The organism is Rubripirellula reticaptiva (assembly GCF_007860175.1).
GTDB classification, from domain to species: Bacteria; Planctomycetota; Planctomycetia; order Pirellulales; family Pirellulaceae; genus Rubripirellula; species Rubripirellula reticaptiva.
Genome location: NZ_SJPX01000002.1, coordinates 126000 through 146042, shown reverse-complemented (window position 1 = coordinate 146042; position 20043 = coordinate 126000). Strand labels below are relative to the sequence as shown.

General features: G+C 54.6%; 1 protein-coding gene. It reads left to right on the top strand.

Going from position 1 to position 20043, the window contains the following annotated elements:
- Window positions 1-82 precede the first annotated feature (82 nt).
- Window positions 83-19768, top strand: a complete 19686-nt coding sequence (locus Poly59_RS06820; RefSeq protein WP_146533375.1) for a tandem-95 repeat protein — start codon at window positions 83-85, stop codon at window positions 19766-19768.
- Window positions 19769-20043 lie beyond the last annotated feature (275 nt).

The window sequence follows — 20043 nt, the reverse complement described above, 5'->3', positions numbered from 1 at the left end:
ACAGATCGATGTTTCTCCCGTTTGGGAATCGATCTGGCATCCTGATCATCCCAGATAGCACCTTTCTTAAGGCCAGGTCACCATGACCAAACGAAGAACACTTCGCCGCCGATCGACTTCTAGCAACGCATCGCGAAGCCTTCATCACGAAACTCTCGAAAAGCGAGAACTGCTCGCGGCCGAGTTCGGTCCGCGTTTGATTTCCGTGGCGAGCAATTCGGGCGCTCAATTCAATTTGGCGGGCAATAACCAATTGTTCGAATCGCCACGCGAAGTGACGTTTCGGTTTGATGGTGGCCAAGAAATTGATCCGGCGACTCTGTCGGCCTTTCAGTTCACGGCGTCGGGTGGCGACGGTGGGTTCACCGAAGGCAACGAAGTCAACATCACGCCTGGCTATATCGGATTGGGTGATAGCTCGCGAATCGTGATCGCACGATTTGCATCGGACTTGCCTGATGATCAATACAGGATTTCGATCGCCGGTTTTGATAACACGGCCAGTGGTTTGGTAGGGCTTCGGAACACGGATGGTGATCTGTTCCAGCCGACAACAACGCTGAACACGTTGTCGCCTAGCCAAGATATCCTGATGAATATCGAGGTCGGGCCTCGAGTCGTCGCTGTCGTGCCACAACCGATCGATTACACCACGACACCGCGCACGCAGCTTCGTGACACAATCCACGTTTACTTCAACAACGATCCGCTCGGCAACGCAGCAACACCGGTGATCACTTCGACCGGCACGGCTAGTGATCCGTCGGTAGTACGTCCCGAGTTTTATAATCTCTACTTCACTGGTGATACGGTTGAAACGGGTGACGACGGCGTTTCCCATCGACCAACCAGCATCGTGTACGAAGCCGCGCTGAATCGTGCAACGTTGACGTTTGCAATGGACCTTGGTGCCTTCACTGTCGATGGGGCAGGTACTTTCCGATTGCGAGTCGGTTCGTCCCAAGCATTGCCGACCACGTTGCCACCGGTCCCGACCGATCTGACAACGGATGCGGGCGACACTTTTTCCACGGCACAGAATCTTGGTGTCACGTTTGGCACCTCGGGCGATTCTAGCGTTACGATCAACGGTGAAATCGAAGCGACCGACGGCAACACGATCCGCTGGCCGGGAATTGACGTTGCTGGCATCGATAGCGATGACCGACGTGATTCGCCGATCATTGGACGCGCCGACACGAACGATGGCGTTGACCTTTTCTATTACAACTTTGCGAATCTATACGGCACCGACGCGTCTTCGTTGCAGTTGGAAAATGCGATCACGCCTGCACAGAAGCAACGTACTCGCGAGATCTTGGATCTGTATTCCCAAAACTTGGGCGTCCAGTTCATTGAAACCGAGGATCAGGGTTTGCAGATCGTCACCGGTGACCTTCGTGCGCTGGTCGAAACGGCGTCGACGGGACCCGGTGTCCCGTATCAGGAATTCCGCGTCAACGATGAAGATCCAACAAAGGGCGTCTTGATTCTTGATGCTGGTGAAAATTGGTTCGACGGATACGGGCTTAGCCCCGATGATCGACCGAGTTGGTTTGTCGAGGCGCTGCGCGGTGTCGGTTCGCTGCTCGGAATCGGAAACACATTTGCCGAAGTTCCGGGAACGGCCAGTGGTTCAGACCCGGCACTCTACAATGCGTCGTTGTTCCCCAACACGGGCGGCGTGCCAGGGTTCAGTATCGAACCAGACTTTTTAAGCACAAGCGACATCATCCCCGGTCAAGCACTGCACCGGCCCGAAATCCGCGATGCTGACTTATATCGGTTCCAAGTGGCTGAGTCCGGACGGATTTCGATCGAGTCATTTGCCGAGCGATTGGTCGAAACCAGTTTGCTTGATTCGGATCTGCAGCTTTGGAAGCTAAACGCCGGAACTGGCAAATATGATTTGGTCGCCCGAAATGGTGACTTCTATGGCGATGACTCATTCATCGGAGTTGACGTCGGGCCCAACTCGGGGGGCGTAGTAGCGACCTATGTGCTTGGAATCACAGCTGCTGGAAACGACGAATACAACCCCAACATCGCCGGCAGCGGCAGTGGTGGCGTTTCGCAAGGTCGATACGACGTGCGAATCAGTTTCCAGGGCGATCAATTCAACAGCATCGTTGACGCCAACGAATCTCGTTTAGACGGCGACTCGGACGGACAACAGGGCGGCGATTTCAACTTTTGGTTCCGTGTCGCCAAGACACGTGATGTGGCAGCAGTTGGCGAGCCACGAACCCTGTTTGTTAGTGCTCGCGATGGATCCAATAGTGCGGCAGGCGGAACGATTGCGGCGCCGCTGCAAACGATCGCCTACGCGCTTGCACAGGCTCAGCCTGGCGACATCGTGCGGTTGTTGCCGGACGGTGGTGCTGACGGACGCATCGATACAACCGCGGATAATCGTGCGTACGAAATCGGCCGTGCCAGCAGCGGCTCGATCTTAGCCGACGGCGAAACGTTAGAAGTGCCAAAGGGCGTGACGGTCATGATCGACGCCGGTGCGATCTTGAAACTGCGAAACGCGAAGATCAGTGTCGGTAGCGAATCGGTTGATGAAGACCGCTCGCTCGCGGCGCTGCAGGTGCTCGGTGCGCCAGCGATTGTTGACAAAGACGGATCCGTGATCGACGGTACAGTCGACATCACAAGTTATCGCGAAGAACGCCGCGGCGGTGCGCTGCTGGGGCTCGACACGAACTTGTTGACCACAACGCCAACCGCTGGTGACTGGGCTGGTATCGAGTTCCGTAACGACTTTGATTATTCCGAAGGCCGTCCCGTTTGGGAAACCGAAGGTATCTTCTTGGATTACGTGTCACACGCCGATATTCGTTACGGCGGTGGTAGCGTGCAGTTGACCGATCCATCGGTGACTCCGCTGCAAATGAGCCAGTCGCGTCCGACGTTGATCTACAACAGTATCAGCAATTCGCGAGAGGCCGCGGTGAGCGCCGATCCAAACTCGTTCGCTGAAACAAACTTTGCCGCACCGATCTACCAGCAAGCGTCGCTGGATCGTTTCGGTACGACCTTTACCAGCGACTATGACCGTGTTGGTCCGTTCATTCGTGGCAACACCCTGACGAATAATTCGATCAACGGTTTGTTCGTCCGCGTGCTGACACCGGCGGCTGGCCAGACCGAGCCGATGACGGTTAGCGGTCGGTTCGACGATCGTGACATCGTTCACACCCTTAGCGAAGTCTTGGTGCTGCAGGGTGAACCGGGCGGTCCATTGCTTTTGGAAACTCGGCCCGACGTGGTCAGTGTGACGGTGTTGCCAACGCCGGGGACTGGCATCGGAACGTTGGTCAATGGTGACACCATCGACTATCGAATCACGTTCGTCACGGTGGACGGTTTTGAGTCGTTATCAAGCGACATAACGCGTAGCGTTGACATCACCAACAGTGGTGCTGTGACGCTGAATAATCTGCCTGCCGCGCCATCAGAGTACGCAGGGCGTCGGCTATACCGTAGCAACGGTAGTGGCGGTTACGTTTTGGTCGCCGCGCTGGACCGTGCAACCGGGGCCTTCCAAGATAACGGTGTCACTCGCGGCGGTCTGTTGTCAGACGCTGCATTAGCGGCCACCACGGACACACGGCTGCTGCCGCGAACCAACGCACGCTTGAGCGTTGACCCAGGTATGGTGGTCAAGCTCGAAAGTGCCAGAATCGAAGCCACCTTTGGTGCCGACTTTTACGCCGAAGGCGAAGACGGCAATCCAGTGGTCTTCACCAGTCGATTGGATGACCGCTTCGGTGCCGGTGGTACGTTCGACACCAACAACGACGGACTTGCCGGAAACCCGACTCCGGGCGACTGGGCTGGGTTGGTGTTCCGCCAAGGCAGTACTGCGTCGATCGACTATGCAACGATTTCGTACGCCGGTGGTGACAGCGCGACGTCGGGTAATTTGGCTTTCTTCAATCCTGTTGAAATCTTGCAAGCCGACGTTCGAATTGCTCACTCGACCTTCTCGAACAACGCTGATGGCGACAACGACGGATTCGATATCCGTGACGGAATTGGGTTCAACGGCGCCGCCACGATCTTCATTCGTGGTGCGCAACCCGTTCTGGTTGATAACACGATCGTCGACAATGGTGGCGCTGCCATCAGCATCAACCCGGACTCTCTGAACTACTTGTCGGTGCGCGATCATGGTCGCGGAACCGGTGTCGTTGATGTGTTTGTCGCCGATGGTGACAACCAAGGTCCGTTGATCGCGGCCAACAAACTGGACAACAACGGCATCAATGGCTTGTTCGTTCGCAACGAAGTGTTGACGACTGAAAGTGTTTGGGACGATACCGACATCGTTCACGTGGTCGAAGAAAAAGTCATCAGTGCGCATCAATACCAGCGTAGCGGCCTGCGATTGAAGAGCGATCCGAACCGAAGCTTGGTTGTGAAGTTCCAGACCGGTGGTTCGCTGGTTGCAGAAAACTATCGAACTGACATCGCCGATGCGATTGGTGGCACGTTGCAGGTGATCGGTCAGCCCGGTTTCCCCGTTGTGTTGACGACCATCAATGATGACACCGTCGGCGCAGGATTCACACCAAGTGGACTGCCACAGCTTGATACCGATAACGCAAACGTCGCTCCGGTCCCAGGCGACTGGTACGGTTTAGTAATTGATGCTGGTGCCAACGATCGGAACGTCAGCTTCATCCCCGAAGCGGAACGTTCTGTGTCGACGTCATCGGGTGTCAACGCGATTCCGTCAACCGCACAGATCCTCGGTGCGCTGGCTCAAAGTGAAGTCACCGCTGACGAAAACCGACGACTCGGTTTCAATGTCCGTGGTTCACTGAGCCAAAATAGCGACATCGATGTTTACACTTTCCGAGCCAGTGGTGGCACAGAGGTCTTCATCGACATCGACGACACCAACTTTGGGTTGGACACCGTCGTTGAGTTGATTGACGTCAACGGAAACATCCTTGCGCTCAGCAACAATTCGGTGGTTGAGTCGGTTACGCCGACCGGTGCGAATGGATTGGTCAACAATATCGGCACCAACAAAGTGTTGCCGCTGTTCAAGACCGGCAAAGAAGTCGTTGAAAATCCCAACCCGCTTGATGCTGGAATGCGAGTTGTCTTGCCGGGTAATAGTGCAAACCCGGACAACGTTTATTACGTTCGCGTTCGCAGTAGCAACTTGCGTCCTGGTGATTTTCCTTCGCGCTTGACGACTGCCTCGCTTGTCGGCGCTGGCTTGTCGTCTGGACAGTATCAGTTGTCGATCCGATTGGGCGAAACCGATGAAATCGCGGGCAGCACGATTCGGTTGTCCGACATTCGCTACGCCTTCAACGCAATTGATATTCCGGCGGCACCTCTGCATTCACCGCTTGCCGGCGAGCATGCTGAAGAATTAGATGCCAACGGATTGGACGTCAACGACGGTGGTACAGCGTTCGCCGGTGGTGAAGGTACCGCCCAGTTCGCTAACGCTAACGGCGATCCTCTCGGTGCTCTCGCACTTTCGGATCGTGGTTCGCTTCGGGTTAGTGGAGTGTTGGGTAACCAAGTCTTGGCAACCAATCCGCAATTTGGGTTGTTGTCCGAGCAAGACATCGACGTCTATCGCGTTGACTTGTTCCATGAGTCGCAAGAGCCAAACATCATTGGCGAAAATCGGTTCGTATCGACGACATTTGATATCGATTACGCCGACCAACTCGGCCGTGCTAACACATCGATTTCGGTCTTCAATGCCGCCGGTCAATTGATCCTGCATAGCCGCGATTCAAATATCGCGGATGATCAAGGTCGACCCACCGAAGGCAACGACATGACGAATCTGGCGGGCGGTTCCGCCGGTACGCTTGATGCGTATATCGGTCCCGTGGAATTGCAGGTGGGGACCTACTATGTCGTCGTCAGCAGTGCTCAGATGATTCCTTCGACGCTGGATCAGTTGTTTGAAACCAACCCGACGGCGGCGAATGTTCGGATCCTACCAATCGACTCGACACGAAGGTTGGTCGAAGAAGGCTTCTTTGACGTCTCATTGGGTGTTAACTCATCGAGCAACACGTTCTTCACCAGTGACCCAACGGTGCTGGTCAAAACGGCGGCTGAACTGCCATCATTCGAACCGGTGTTTGATGAAACTTCGCTAGTTCCCTACAAGCTGGAAGACGTCCGACTTTTCTTGTCGCTTGATGGTGGCATACCCGGCGGTGCCAACGACCGAACAGGTGTGATCACGGTTGATCCGTTCACAGGCTTGCTCGAACGAACTCTTGGTGAGTTCTCACAACCGGTGGGTGACTTGGCCATCCGCCGCGACGGCGAACTATTCGCCTACAGTCGTGGCCCGAATAACGGTGCACAGAATAACGGTAACTCTGGCAACTTCTTAAACGTCAGCTCTACGGATGGTTCGGCCAGTCAGTCGGGTGACGATGGACTCGTCTTCCGCAGAAACAACGCCGCTGGCACGGGGACCGAGACTGATGACAATGCGCAACTGATCATAGAAGCGATCGCGTTCACGCCGTCGAGCAATACATCGGCAGTTCCATCGAACAACCCAACCATTCCCGCTGGGGAACGAGTTTACGCGTTGGGTTATCGCGACAATTTCGGACGTGGTGAGGTTCTCGATCCGATCCGACACAACATTTTGTATTCGATGGAAGCCGGTAACGGTGCCGCAACTAACCGCGGCAGTACCGCGGCCAATACCGATCGTAACTTCGGCAATGCTCCGTACTCTGAAAACCTTGGCGTGGCGTCGAACAAGTTCGAAATCGGCGTTGTCGATACCGGACAATTCCTCGATTCACCAGCCGACCTGGATGGCAACTTCGTAGACGGCGGAAACATCGTCGGCATGGCAATCGACCCGATTCAGGGGCAGAGCCTGATGTATTCGGTGACCGAAGAAGGCTATGTCTATACCTTCAATCCGTTTGATCAACGTGCGTCGGATGCCGACGGAGATCCGCTGAACACGTACAACGATGTGATCAACGCGACCAACCACGGTCTCGTCACACCGGATCCAGATGACTTTATTTCGAACTTCAACGGATTTGTTGAATTCAGCAGCTTAACGCTGGGCCCTCGCATCACCGAACGAGTGGGAACGACTGGTCTCGGTCCATACTCGCAAGTTCTGTTCGGTACAACGGCGCAAGGTTGGATCTACACGATGCAAATCGATGCAGTGACCAACCGAGTCGTTCCGGCGCACGTTCTTGTGGATGGTCGCTCGTCGATTCCAATTGTGGATAGTTTCGGCAACGAGCTTGGGGTTTCGCCTAATGGCGTCGCATTCAGTATCCGCGAAGAAAACTTGTGGCACCAAACGAACGATCGCGGCACGGACGATGGCCATGGTCTGTTTGTTGCCGAGGATCAATCACGCATTCGTTTGTTGGGCGGATCCAGTTTGTACTTCGGCGTTGAAATTGACGGCAATGCTGCGAACAACGCTATCGAAGGTGGCAACGGCACGCTAAACCCTGGCGGTGCTCACGGTAGCGTGGTTAGCCGTCCAATGAGTTTGGAAGGTTACGCCGCGGGCGATAAGCCAACGTTGTACTTTAACTACTTCTTGGAAACCGAAGATGGTGATGACTACGATCCGCCGAGCAATGGCATCAACAACCAACAAGTTGACGCGTTCCGTGTCTTCGCTGCTGGCGATGACGGCCAGTGGGTGTTGCTGACTACTAACGATACCTACCGAAGTTTCAGTAACGTCCCATCGAGTGACGAGTACGACTATTTTGGGCTCAACGGCGGTATCCCGATTCAAGAGACATTCGAAAACACAGGTGACTGGCGTCAAGCACGCGTGGATTTGTCGCCTTTGGCGGGTAATTCCAACGTTCAGCTTCGGTTCGACTTCTCAACTGCCGGCGGGATGCAAAGTCAATTCTTGTCGACCGGTTACTTGACCGAACTGCAAGTACCAGCCGGTACGGACGTGACACCCGGTACCGGCTTCAGTCTGTTCAGCAGCGCTGGTTTCGACTTCACGACTTTTGAGTTTGTTCGTGGCGCAGCCTTCAACGTTCCTGATCCGACAACGATCGCAGATGGCCAACTGATCTCGTTTACGGACCCAACGGGACTACCAACAACGCTACGTTTGACGACTGGTGCTGCGGTGGCGCTGACAGATGTCTTCATTGCGCCGACGGATTTGGCGACTGACCTAGCGACAAAAATTGCGACGAAGTTGCAAACACTGGCACCGACGCTGTTGGCAACGGCAAACGGAAACCAAATCGTGGTCAGCGAAGCAGAGTCGTTCGAGCTGACGCCGGCTGGGTTCGATAGCCCGACTGCGTTCCAGAATCTTCCCAATGGAAGTGTGCCGATCTTCTACAGTAATTCGATGACAATGCAGGAGGTGCGGGATTCGGTCCGTCAAGCGCTTGCTAACGGGATTGGAAATGTTGATCCGTTGACAGGGATTACCACTGCAACGATCGCGAACTATCCCGAATACGCAACGAACCGAATTCGGATCTACAACCAAAACCAATTTGGGAACACTTCGTCGATCGGCTTTAGTTCGTTCTTGCCGGGTGATGAATTTGGCGCTGCAGCCAGCGCCGCAGTCACAAGTTCCCAGGCTAACGCTCGACCTGGAAGCAATAATGCAGTCGAAGGCGTTTACATCGACGACATCGTGATCGGTTTCGCAGAGCGTGGTGAAGCCGTTTATAACGCGCCGACGAACCGTAACTTTAGCGTGTTGCCAGAGCAACGAACGTTCACGTTCAACGACCAGCAAGTTCCTGAATTCCCAAATGAAATTCTGGTCGGAAGCTACACCTTAGAAGTTCGGACTTCCGACGAATACGGGATCCCCGAAGATTACGATCCGATTCGCTTGGGATTGGATGAGCAATCAGGTTTCGGTCGGTCTTTTGATACCAATGATCGTTTGGCAGACGGGGTTACCTTGATTGTGCCGTCGGGTGCGGACTTGGTTGACGGTGATACGTTTGTGCTAAGCAATGGCACCAATAAGGTCACGTTTGAATTCGACAGCAACGGAAATGTGACCTCGGGACGTGTTCCTGTTGCGTTCACTCCGATTGGTACGGGCGCTGCGTTCAGCCCCGATAGTGACGAAGCAAGTTCGGTCGCGCGCAGCATTCGCGACGCGATCAACAGTGCGGCTGCTCGAAATTCGTTAGGCATCCGTGCCGCCGGTACCGATGGCAGCGAAGCCGGGCCGATGACGGGTAACCGCGTCGAACTGTTCGGCGATTCGATTCAAGTGAATCCAAGCAGCGGCCGTTTCTTGAAGGTTGATCTCGTTGCCGAGGAGACGTTCTACGGACGCGAATCCGCGCGGACTCTGCCGCTGGTCGATCATGATCTGCAAACGGTAACCGACTCGATTTTCTTTGACACGTTCGCGCGAGCGACTGTGACCGATTATGTGAACGGCAATACGGATACGTTGGTTGCCGTGGGCAAGATTGGCGATCCAGTGGGCACTGACGACGCAAATGTGTTGATCCCAACGTCCCCCTCGGTGGACGCTGACATTGTCAAAATCTACTTGAACCAAAGCGACTCAATTGATGTCGATCTGGATACGATCGGTTGGACGCTAGGGACAGAGTTTGATGATGCCTTGGTTGAAATCTATCGCGACATCAATGGCGTTCCTACGCTGATGCCTTCGGCTCTTTCGTTGCGGTCGCCGGGCGAAAGCAACGATGGAGTTTCGATTACGGGATTCGTCGCACCTGAATCGGGCTACTATTACGTCCGCGTTTCTTCGAACTCATCGATCTTCTTCTTCAACGAAAGTTATGGCGATTATCAGTTAACGATTCGTCCGACGGGCTCGGTGACTCGTGATGTCTTGATGGCTGATTATCACTTTGGATCGGGGGATACCAACAGGTTCCGTGACCAAGGCCAACTGATCATCGAGTCGAACTTCATCAGCGACTTCAGCAACACCGGTATTCGGGCGACCTTTGATCCTGGTGCGGTGAATGTCGATGACGATGCCAACTTCACGAGCTCGGTACTTGATCGCCGCGCGGGGGCAACTGTTACGCTGCGGAACTCGAACACGGACCGACTGCTTCCAGGCACCGTGATCAGCAACAATGTGGTCATCGCAAGCGGTGGGACAGGTATTCTGTTTGCCGGCGAAGTCGGTGCGGCTAATGATTCACCTGTGCCAGTTCCGTTTGGCCGAATTGTCAACAACACGGTTGTCGGCAATGGTACAGGGAACGGCATTACGGTATCTGGTGGTGCAGCGCCGACGGTGCTGAACAACATCGTGGCTGACTTTGCCACCAAGTTGAACATTGCTGGCAATAGCTCAACAACCGTCGTTGGCGGTAATGCATTCCAAGGTGCCGGAGTCAACTCGACGATTCCGATTTCCACGACCAATATTGTGATCCCAGTCGGAGTCCAACTGTTCCAAGATCCAGCCGGCCGAATCTATATTCCGGCGGCGGGCTCGCAGGTCATTGACAGCTCGTTTGCGTCGCTGAATGACCGGTCGAATTTCGTCAACACCGTGAAGCAACCGGTCGGGATCGCTTCGTCGCCGATTTTGGCGCCGCTGTTTGATGCCTATGGTATTCCTCGCTTCGATGATCCGGCTGTGACTACGCCTGGTGGTGTGGGCTCGAACGTTTTCATCGATCGTGGTGCGATTGACCGAGCCGACTTTGTTCGCCCGATTGCAACGCTCGTGTCACCGCTCGACTTTGTCTCGGTCTCGGGCAGCAGCGTCGCTGGTGGTGATATTGATCCGTCGGAATCGTTTGTTCGATTGACCGAGGGAAGTGTTGAGTTCTTTGAAATTCAACTGACCGACCCATCGGGTTCCGGTCCGGACGGACGGACGATCACGCAAGAAACCGTTCTGTTGACCGAAAATGGACAGCGTCTGGTTCCTGGCGTTGATTACACCTTTGGCTACAGCGACAACAGTCGATTGATTCGTTTGACGCCGTTGGCTGGTTTGTGGCGAACGGATGCGGTTTATGAAGTCACGCTGAACAATCAAACTCGTATCGCTTATCAAGCACCAGCGGGTAGCGAAATCAGCGATGGTGATCAAGTGACCGTGACGGACAGCAACGGCAACGTTGTTACGTTCGAGTACGAGAGCGGTTTCGCACTGACCATTCCTCAGACGACTTTGTTGACGGTTGAAGGCGCCAACAACGCGTTTGTCGACCGCGAAACGTTTGTGATCAGTTCACCATCGGGGAACTCGTTGACGTTCGAATTCAATTTGACGGGATCGACAACGGGTGGGCGTGTACCGGTTGAATTGGGATCGGCTAGTACTTTGACACAAGTGCGAAATGCGGTGCTCGCATCGTTCAATTTGCCTGCCCCTGGCGGAGCCGGCCAAACGGTACGCGAGTTCTTGGATTTGGCTCCCGTTGCGATTGACGATGACCAGATTCAACTGGGCACACTTGCCGGTCACACAGTGGCCTCGGCAAGTTCGGGATTGACCGTTTCTGGACAACCCGACGGTATCGCCGACGGCCAAACTTTTGTGTACTCGACCACGACCGAAACGAGGACGTTCGAGTTCGACATCGACGGATCACTTTCAGATTCAGCCAATGTCCCGGTTTCGTTCAGTCGCCAAAGCACACCGGTGGAAATCGCTGAGGCAATCGTCCAGTCGGTGCGAGTTCAGCCGCTTGGTTTGGGCGGTGCAGTCGCTTCGGAAAACGGTACCGTCGTTCTTGGCGGCAAGGTTACCGATACGATCGACTTGACGGGCAGCACATTGACATTGCAAGGACAGCCGGGCGTGGCAGGTCGGTTGTCGCTGACCGTGCCGCCTGCTGAAACCGGTGCAACGATCGCTGGCAAGACATTTTCTGTGACCAGTGGTGGCAACACATCAACGTTCGTTTATACGACCGATCCAAACTTGGTTTCGCCAAATCGTTTAGTTGTTTTGCAACCGACTGATTTGATCGGTGGGATCGCCGCCAAATCGGCGGCCGCAATCACGGCAACGTTCCCCGGTGAATTGTTCGCGACTTCGGTCGGTGATACGTTCTTCATTGGCGAACCGTCGGTGGCCGTTTCAGCGGTCGCAACATCGGTCACCGGTGGTACGGCGGGTTTGATTCCCGGTGGCATCAGTGGTGGTGCGATTCTGGTGAACTACTTGCCAACCAGCCCGCGGACTTCGATCGCTGCAACCTTGCAAGGCGCGATTGCGTCGACGCCACTCACTGTTTCAACGTTCGAGGCCGGCGGTGGAACGATCTTGATCGCGGGGGCATCGTCGCTTCGTGGCACGGTCGCAGGCGGACCTGAAACCGATCTTGGGGTGTTGACGCCAGCGATCACGGACTTGGCCGGCAATCCGGTCAGCGAAACGCGTACGAACGACGAGACTCGCTTTACTATCATCATGCCAGAAGTCGTGTTTGACTTCGGCGATGCTCCGGTCAACTACAGCACTTTGGTTGCCGACAATGGCGCTCGCCACACCATCGGTACGCAAGGACTGCCGCGACTTGGTAAGTTCATCGATAGCGAAGCCGACGGTAAGCCGGTCGACCAAGACGACACGCCATTGTTGGTTAATGTCACTTCGGCGTCGCCCGGTGGCCAGCCTGATATCTTCATGATCGATCCATTGGCGATTCCGAACACCGTATTGACAACGCTGGATGCGATGCCGCTTGGTGGCGAAACGATATCGATCACGGTCGAGGGAACGGTTTACACGTTCGAGCTGATTGAGTTGAACGCCAATCCAATCGGAACCAACATCGGGGTCACGTTCAGTCCGTTGGAAACTCTGTCGGAAATTACTACAAAGTTGGTGACGGCGGTACGTGGTGCTCTGCCACAAACAGATGATGGATTGTTGATCGCCAAGAATGGTGATACAGCCTTTACGATCAATGCAACCGACGATGAAGACGGCGTGCTGCAGGGTGAACTTATCGCCAACGGCACGACCTATAGCGTCTTCACACAGCGAGGAACGGATCCAACCAACGTTCGTCCAGAAGACGTTCTTGGCTTCTTGAATCCGAAGGATCCCGCAGGGACCAACGTTGATGTCGAAGTGTTCGGCGCCGGTCTGCTGCATGTTTGGATTGACTTTGACCAAAGCAACACATTCGAGGCCGACGAGCAAGTCTTGGCCAACGTCCCTGTCACCGGCGATCCGGTCAATGGATCTTTCAATACGTTGACTGTGTTCACGCCGAGCAATGCGGTCGAAGGCACGACTTGGATGCGAGTTCGAATCAGCGAGTCGGGCAATCTACTGCCAACCGGTGTTGCGATCGGTGGCGAAGTCGAAGACTATCGCGTGCAAGTGATTGGTGTGGATCTGCCAGCGCCGGACGATGACACTTACTCGATTAATGAAGACTCGTTGCTTGATACGCTAGCCGACGGTGAACTGTCGATCAGCGATGGTGATGTGTTGCCTGTCAACACTTTCTTGCCGCTTCAGTACATCGCCGGCGATTTGCCAACGAACGGAACGTTGGTGAGTCTCGATTCATCGACAGGACACTTCGTCTACCGCCCGAATCCCGACTTCAACGGCGTTGATACTTTCACGTATCGTTTGAGCACTCAGCCAAACGAAAGTTCAAGTTCGGTATCGTTGAACTCGTTCGCGACTGTGACAATCAATGTTGCTCCGGTCAACGACGTGCCAGGCGGTAGCGATCAAGACTTCATCGCCCAAGAAGATTTGCCGCTAACCATCACGGCCGAGCAATTGATGGTGGATGCAGTCGCCGATGCCGATGCCAACTACGTACCGCCGTTTGGTGGATCCGGAAATACGGTAAACGATGCGTTGCTGAACGAAGAGAATCAGTTGGCGTCGCTAAGAGTCGTAGCCGTCGAAGGATCCGGCGGAACGCCGATCACAGCGGCAAATTCGGCTTCAGCAACTGGTAACGTGACCGTGACCAGCAATGGGCTTGGCTTGAATCTGCAGATCAATGACGCGGTCAGCGGCGACGTGTTCAGCTTGGCATTCGCGGGCGTGTCGTCGACATTTGAATTGGTTCCGGTTGGCGGGATTGCTCAAGCCGGCACGATCGCGATTCCGTTGGTTGCAGGTGAGACGACAGGCTCGATCGCGACTCGATTGGCTGAAAGCATCGTTGCTGAGTTTGGAACCACCACACCGGTTTTGTCGGCTATTGCGACCGCTGATACGATTGCGGTGTCCTTTACACCTGAAGTTATTGCAGCCGTTTCAAGTAACGCTGCTGTATTCGGAGTTTCCGCAACCGCAGGCGGTCAGTTCATTGACTTGCTTGCCGTTCCGCAAGCCACCACCGCGGGGGCGACCCCGGTCATGGGTGATACGGTCACGTTAACGATCGCAGGACAAGCGACGACGTTCGAGTTTTTGGCAACCGGAGCGACTGCCGCTAGCGGAAACGTTGGCGTGCCAGTGTTGGAGTTCGCGGATCCAGTGTCGCCGGCAGCACGCGCTTCGGCGGCTGCGAATTTGGCTGCGGCGATCCAAAGTGAACTCGCTGGAACGACGCTTGGCGTTTCGGCCTCGGTCCGCGATGGCTCTGCGAATCCGAATCGCATTGAAGTCTCGGCTTCCAGTGTGACGGCCGGTAAACGATTCAGCACGGCTCGTGGTTCAGCGATTGCGTTGTTCAACGACAGCGGCTCGCTGATCGAACTGCGTTACTTGTCTGGCCAAGACCTTAATCGTGATAATCCGCCACCAGCTCTGCCGATATTGACAGATTCGTTCACCTATGTGATTCGCGACAATGGTGTTGCGATTGATTTAATCAACAACTCGTATGTTTATGGACCATCGCTGGATTCGTTGGCGTCAACAGCGACGATCGATGTTGCTCCGCAAAACGATCCGCCAAGATTGATTGCCGACGTGATTTCGGTTGGCCCACTGGGGCCAGATGCCGCGAACGTATTGACCGATTGGGAAACATTCGGTGGCGCGACGCCAACCGAAGATGTTGCATTGACGATCAACCCTGCGTTCTTGTTGCAAAACGATTCGCGAGGACCGTTGACCGCTGCTGATGAAAACACCCCAACTAGTCAGAACGACACAGGTTTGACTGTCACCTCTGTTGCTATGCTTGACGGCACCCAAGGTACGGTCGAGCTGGTTGCTGGTGAGATTATCTTCACACCCGCAGCGAATGTCTTCGGCGATGTGATCTTCACCTATTCGGCTCGCGACGAAGGCATCAACGAATCGTTGACAGGCACCCGTCCGCTTGTGCCGCTAACGTCGGTTGATGGCACGGTTACCGTTTCGATTCAGCCCGTCAATGATGAACCGGTCGCCTTCGATCGAGCGTTGTCGTACACGGAATCGAGCGATGCTGGAACGGGGGCTGCGTTCGCGTTCACGAGAGACCAATTGATCTTGGGTGCGGTGGGTGAAACGCCTGCCGTCTCTGGAACTTTTGATCCAACTTTGGTGGCTCCATTCAACGAATCGGAGCAGACGGCTAACCTGCGAGTGGTTGCATTTACGACGTCGGCAGGAACGGTTGATGCACAATCCTTAACTGGTGTTGGTGCTGAGGTGCTGACGCTCGCGAGTGATCAAGGCGGCACCTACGAATTCGATTTCGTTGACGGCATCTTCACCACGGGACGATTGGTGACCACCGCGGACTACAACGGTCGAACACCGTTCGGTCCGAACGACACTTTTACTTATGTGATCGAAGACGATGGCTTGACCACGAACCCACAGGGCGGTGCTCAGTTCAACTTGCCCGCGGTACGGTCGTCAAACGCGGCAACGGTCACCATCGTGATCAACGAAGCGAACGACGCGCCGACCTTCACGGTGCCAAATGCCTCAATCAATGTGCTTGAACGGGACGATAGTCAGGGTACGACGATCGCCGGATTCGTCACCAATATTTTGCCAGGACCGGCAACGGCGACGGATGAAGTCCAGCGTCAAACGGTTTCGTTCAGCTTCCCGGTCGCGCTCAACGGTCCGTCGACTGTCCCGGCTGGTTTGTTCACACGACTGCCTGAACTAAGCCCCGACGGACATTTGACGATCTATCCTGCACCGGATGCGATTGGTACGGCGACCTTTGTGGTTGTCGCTACCGATGCCGAAGCAGGAACAGCTGGATTCGTTTCGCGCCAAACGCAATCGACTTTTACGGTCAATGTGCGACCAGTGAACGATGCACCACGATTTAGTTCGACGCTAAATCCTCGTTCGGACACTCGCGATGCGGATGACGCCTACTCGGTTGCGAACATCGATAGCGACAACGATGGCAACATCGATGACGCCACGATTCGGTACACGCTTCGTGAAGACAACACCCAGGCGGCGGGCGTGGTTCAGGACTACTTCATTCCGCTTCGTCGCGCTGCCGCCGTTGGATACAGCCGAGTCGGTTTGCTAGACGTCTTCAACGTTGGTCCGGACAATGAGGCTGGGGCATTCGAGGGTGGATCACAGACGCTCGAGTTCTTGAGTGCAGGAAACGCCTCGACAACGGGCGGATTGTTCCGCACCACCGATCGTGGTGGTGTACTGACGCCTGTGTTTGATTCAAACGATCAATTGATTGGATTGAACTATCGACCACCGACGGACTTCAACTCGTCGTTCGCAGGTTTGGATTCCTTCACGTACCTTGTGCGTGACGACAATCCAAACGGGGGCGAAACGTTTGACTTGACGGCTTCGGCATTGGTGCCAGATCGGTTGACTTCGTCGAACCGAGTCGAGTTGTTTTTGACGCCGGTCAATGACCGTCCTCAATTCAACACGGCAACCTTGGACATTACCGTTCAAGAAGACACCCAGTTGATTCAATTCGATAACTACGCGACCAACATTAGTGCCGGACCACCAACAACCGCGTTCGACGAAGTTGACGTGAACACTGGTCAATTGGTTGAGTTCACTGTGACGTCGCTGGACTTCCCAATCGAAGATTCCGAAGACTTCTTCAGTGTCTATCCGACGATTGATGAGCAAACTGGATTGTTGACGTTCCGGTCGGCTGCCAATGTGTTCGGTGAGTTCCGCTTCGAAGTTGTGCTGAGCGACCAGAACCGAGATGGAACTCTTTCGGATAACACGACGCGTGGCGACTTGATTTCTTCGGTTCCGATTACGTTGACGATCAACATCAATCCGGTGAACGATCCGCCAATTGTTGATCCGAATGCGGCGCCGCTTTCGTTCACGATGTTGGAAGACGGTCTGTTCGAGATCCTTGTCGATGGTGATAACACTTCGCGAGGATTGTTGGATGTCTACTTCCCAGGACCGAACCTGGGTGCGACGAGTGAATCTGCAGATATCTTGCCGCGAGTTGGCGGAAATCAAACGGTATCGTTGGGGTCACCGATTCCTCAGTCGAGTGCTCAAGGCGGCTCGCTGCAGCTGGTCACTACCGGTGGCACGCCAAGATTGTTGTACCGACCACGAGAGAACTTTGTGGGGACCGACTCGTTCATCTACACGGTGATCGATAACGGAATCACAGTTGGATCCTCGGGAGCGGCTGTTAGTGATCCGCGAATTGCATCGAACACAGTCACGTTTGAAGTGCTTCCGGTAAATGACAGACCACAATTCAGCAGTGCTGGTAATGTCTCGAGCGATGAGGACCAAGGGCTGGTAACGATTCCAAACTGGGTAACCAATGTGATTGCTGGGCCTTCAACGGCAGCGGACGAATTGTCCGGATTCCGTGGCACGCCAGCACAGGAATTGCAGTTCGTCTTCACGCAGACATCGGCCAACACTGATTTGTTCTTATCGCCACCACAGGCTGTGTTTGATCAGGCCACTGGTGTGTGGAGTTTGCAGTACCAAACTCGTCCGGATGCCAATGGCTTGGCTGTGTTCGAAGTTGTCTTGCAAGATGACGGACCTAACGACTCAGGTATCGGTGACGAATCAGTCAGTAGTCCACCTCGGACCTTTACGATTGATGTTGCCGCGATCAACGATCCGCCAACCTACACGCTTGTCAGCTCAACGATCACGCGTCCCGAGGACAGCGGACCGTTCAGCACATTGCAAGCGTCGAACATTTCGCCTGGACCGGCGGATGAGTCATCGCAAACCGTTGCTTTCGACGTATTGCCGTTGGCAGATGAGTTCGCGGCATTGTTTACCGAGCAGCCGACGATTACTCCTGCCGGAATTCTTCGCTTTACGCCGGCACCGAATGCCAACAGCGTAAATGCTGGGCCGGTTCCGATCAGCGTGGTTGCGCGTGATTCGGAAGGTGCCGAAACGCCTGTGATGACATTTAGTATCGTCATCACGGAAGTTAACGACGCGCCGCGTGCAGTCTCGGATGTGTTCACGGGTGACGAGGACACCGCGTTTGAAATCACAGTGGCGGAACTGTTGGCCAATGACATTGACCCTGACTTGCTAACCAATACGTCGGAGAACGTTCAGTTGGTTATGCCGGCAAACTCGTTGTCAGTCAGTGGTGCTCGAGTGACCTACAACCAAATGACGGGTGTGATCACCTATGATCCGTCGAATGCGGTTGCCTTGCAGTCACTCCCTGATGGCGGGTCGTTGGTGGATTCGTTCGCGTACTCACTTGTCGACGCGTCTGGATTGACCAGTAATTTGACGACCGTCGCCATTACCGTAACGGGAATTAACGATGCACCGCGGTTGGTCGCTGATTTGCCGACGCTCAACCCCAGTGGTCCCACAATCATTCGTGTGTTGGACAACGACACCGATATCGATGGCACCATCGATGTAAGCTCGCTTCAAATTACGTTGCAACCAGCATTCGGTTCGCTTGCCATCCAAACCGATGGTTCATTGATCTACACGCCGTTTAGCAGTTTCTCGGAAGAAGATATCTTCCGTTACACGGTTGCGGACGATCAGGGGCTTCGTAGTTCCGAGGCCACAGTAACGATCTCGGCAAATGCTAGCCCGATTGCTCGGGATGACGCGGCGGGCACATTCTTGGCCGAAGCTGTTGTGATCAACGTTACAGCGAACGATACCGATCCGGACGGCACGTTGGATCTGGCCAGCATCACAATCGTGACCGATCCAGGTCGCGGCGAGGCGGTTCCACTTTCCGATGGTACGATCCAGTATCTGCCGCTACCAGGTTTTGTTGGTTCGGACGAGTTCCAGTATCAAATTCTTGATAACGAGGGTCGTCCAAGCAGCATTGCAACTGTCACTGTTCAAGTGGTAGCTAGCCGATTGCAGAACCCGGATGAATTCAGCGACGTTAATGATGACGGTTTTGTAACCGCGATCGATGCGTTGTTGATCATCAACCGTCTGTCCCGCAGCGGCAATGGTGACGGACGCATCCCCGTTACTTCGGACGACCGTGGGCCAAACTACTATGACGTTTCGGGTGACCAAACGATTAGTTCGTTGGACGCACTTCGTGTCATCAACCAACTGAGCCGAATCAACAACCGCGTCAGTGGTGAACAGGTTTCGGATTCACAGGTTGATACTGATTTGGTAACAAGCGTGTCGCTATTCGGAGCCGACGTGCTGCGTAGCGAGGCTGATTCGGTTGGTTCGGTTTGGGAACGCGAACTCGATGAGGTTTTCCCGGTCACATCATTGGCGAGCGAATCCAAGTTGGTTGACACATCAGTGGCAAGCGATTCAAAATCGGAAGACTGGATGGACTTGATTGCGAGTGATCGTGAAACAAGCGATCAGGAAGAAACGTCTTCAGCGATCGATGCAGCCATTCTTGGCTTGATCTAAACAGGACTTAACTAACTGGAACAGCGATCGGATTTCCGGCGCTGTTCTGGTTTTTTTTGTCTTGGTTCCCGGATTCCACTACTTCGTTTGGCGGCAGACCCTCGGCGGCGCTTCCTTCTTGAAGTCGGGGTGTGTTCTGAGTACCCCGCGGCATGAAACATCGCACCCTCTAAGGTTGCGAATTTGTGGATTGTGAGGGTCCGGTTGGTCGATAGTCAGGGAAGATGTCGCGGTTATTACCGTGCGCGGATGCTGCTTTCATCGAGGGACACAGG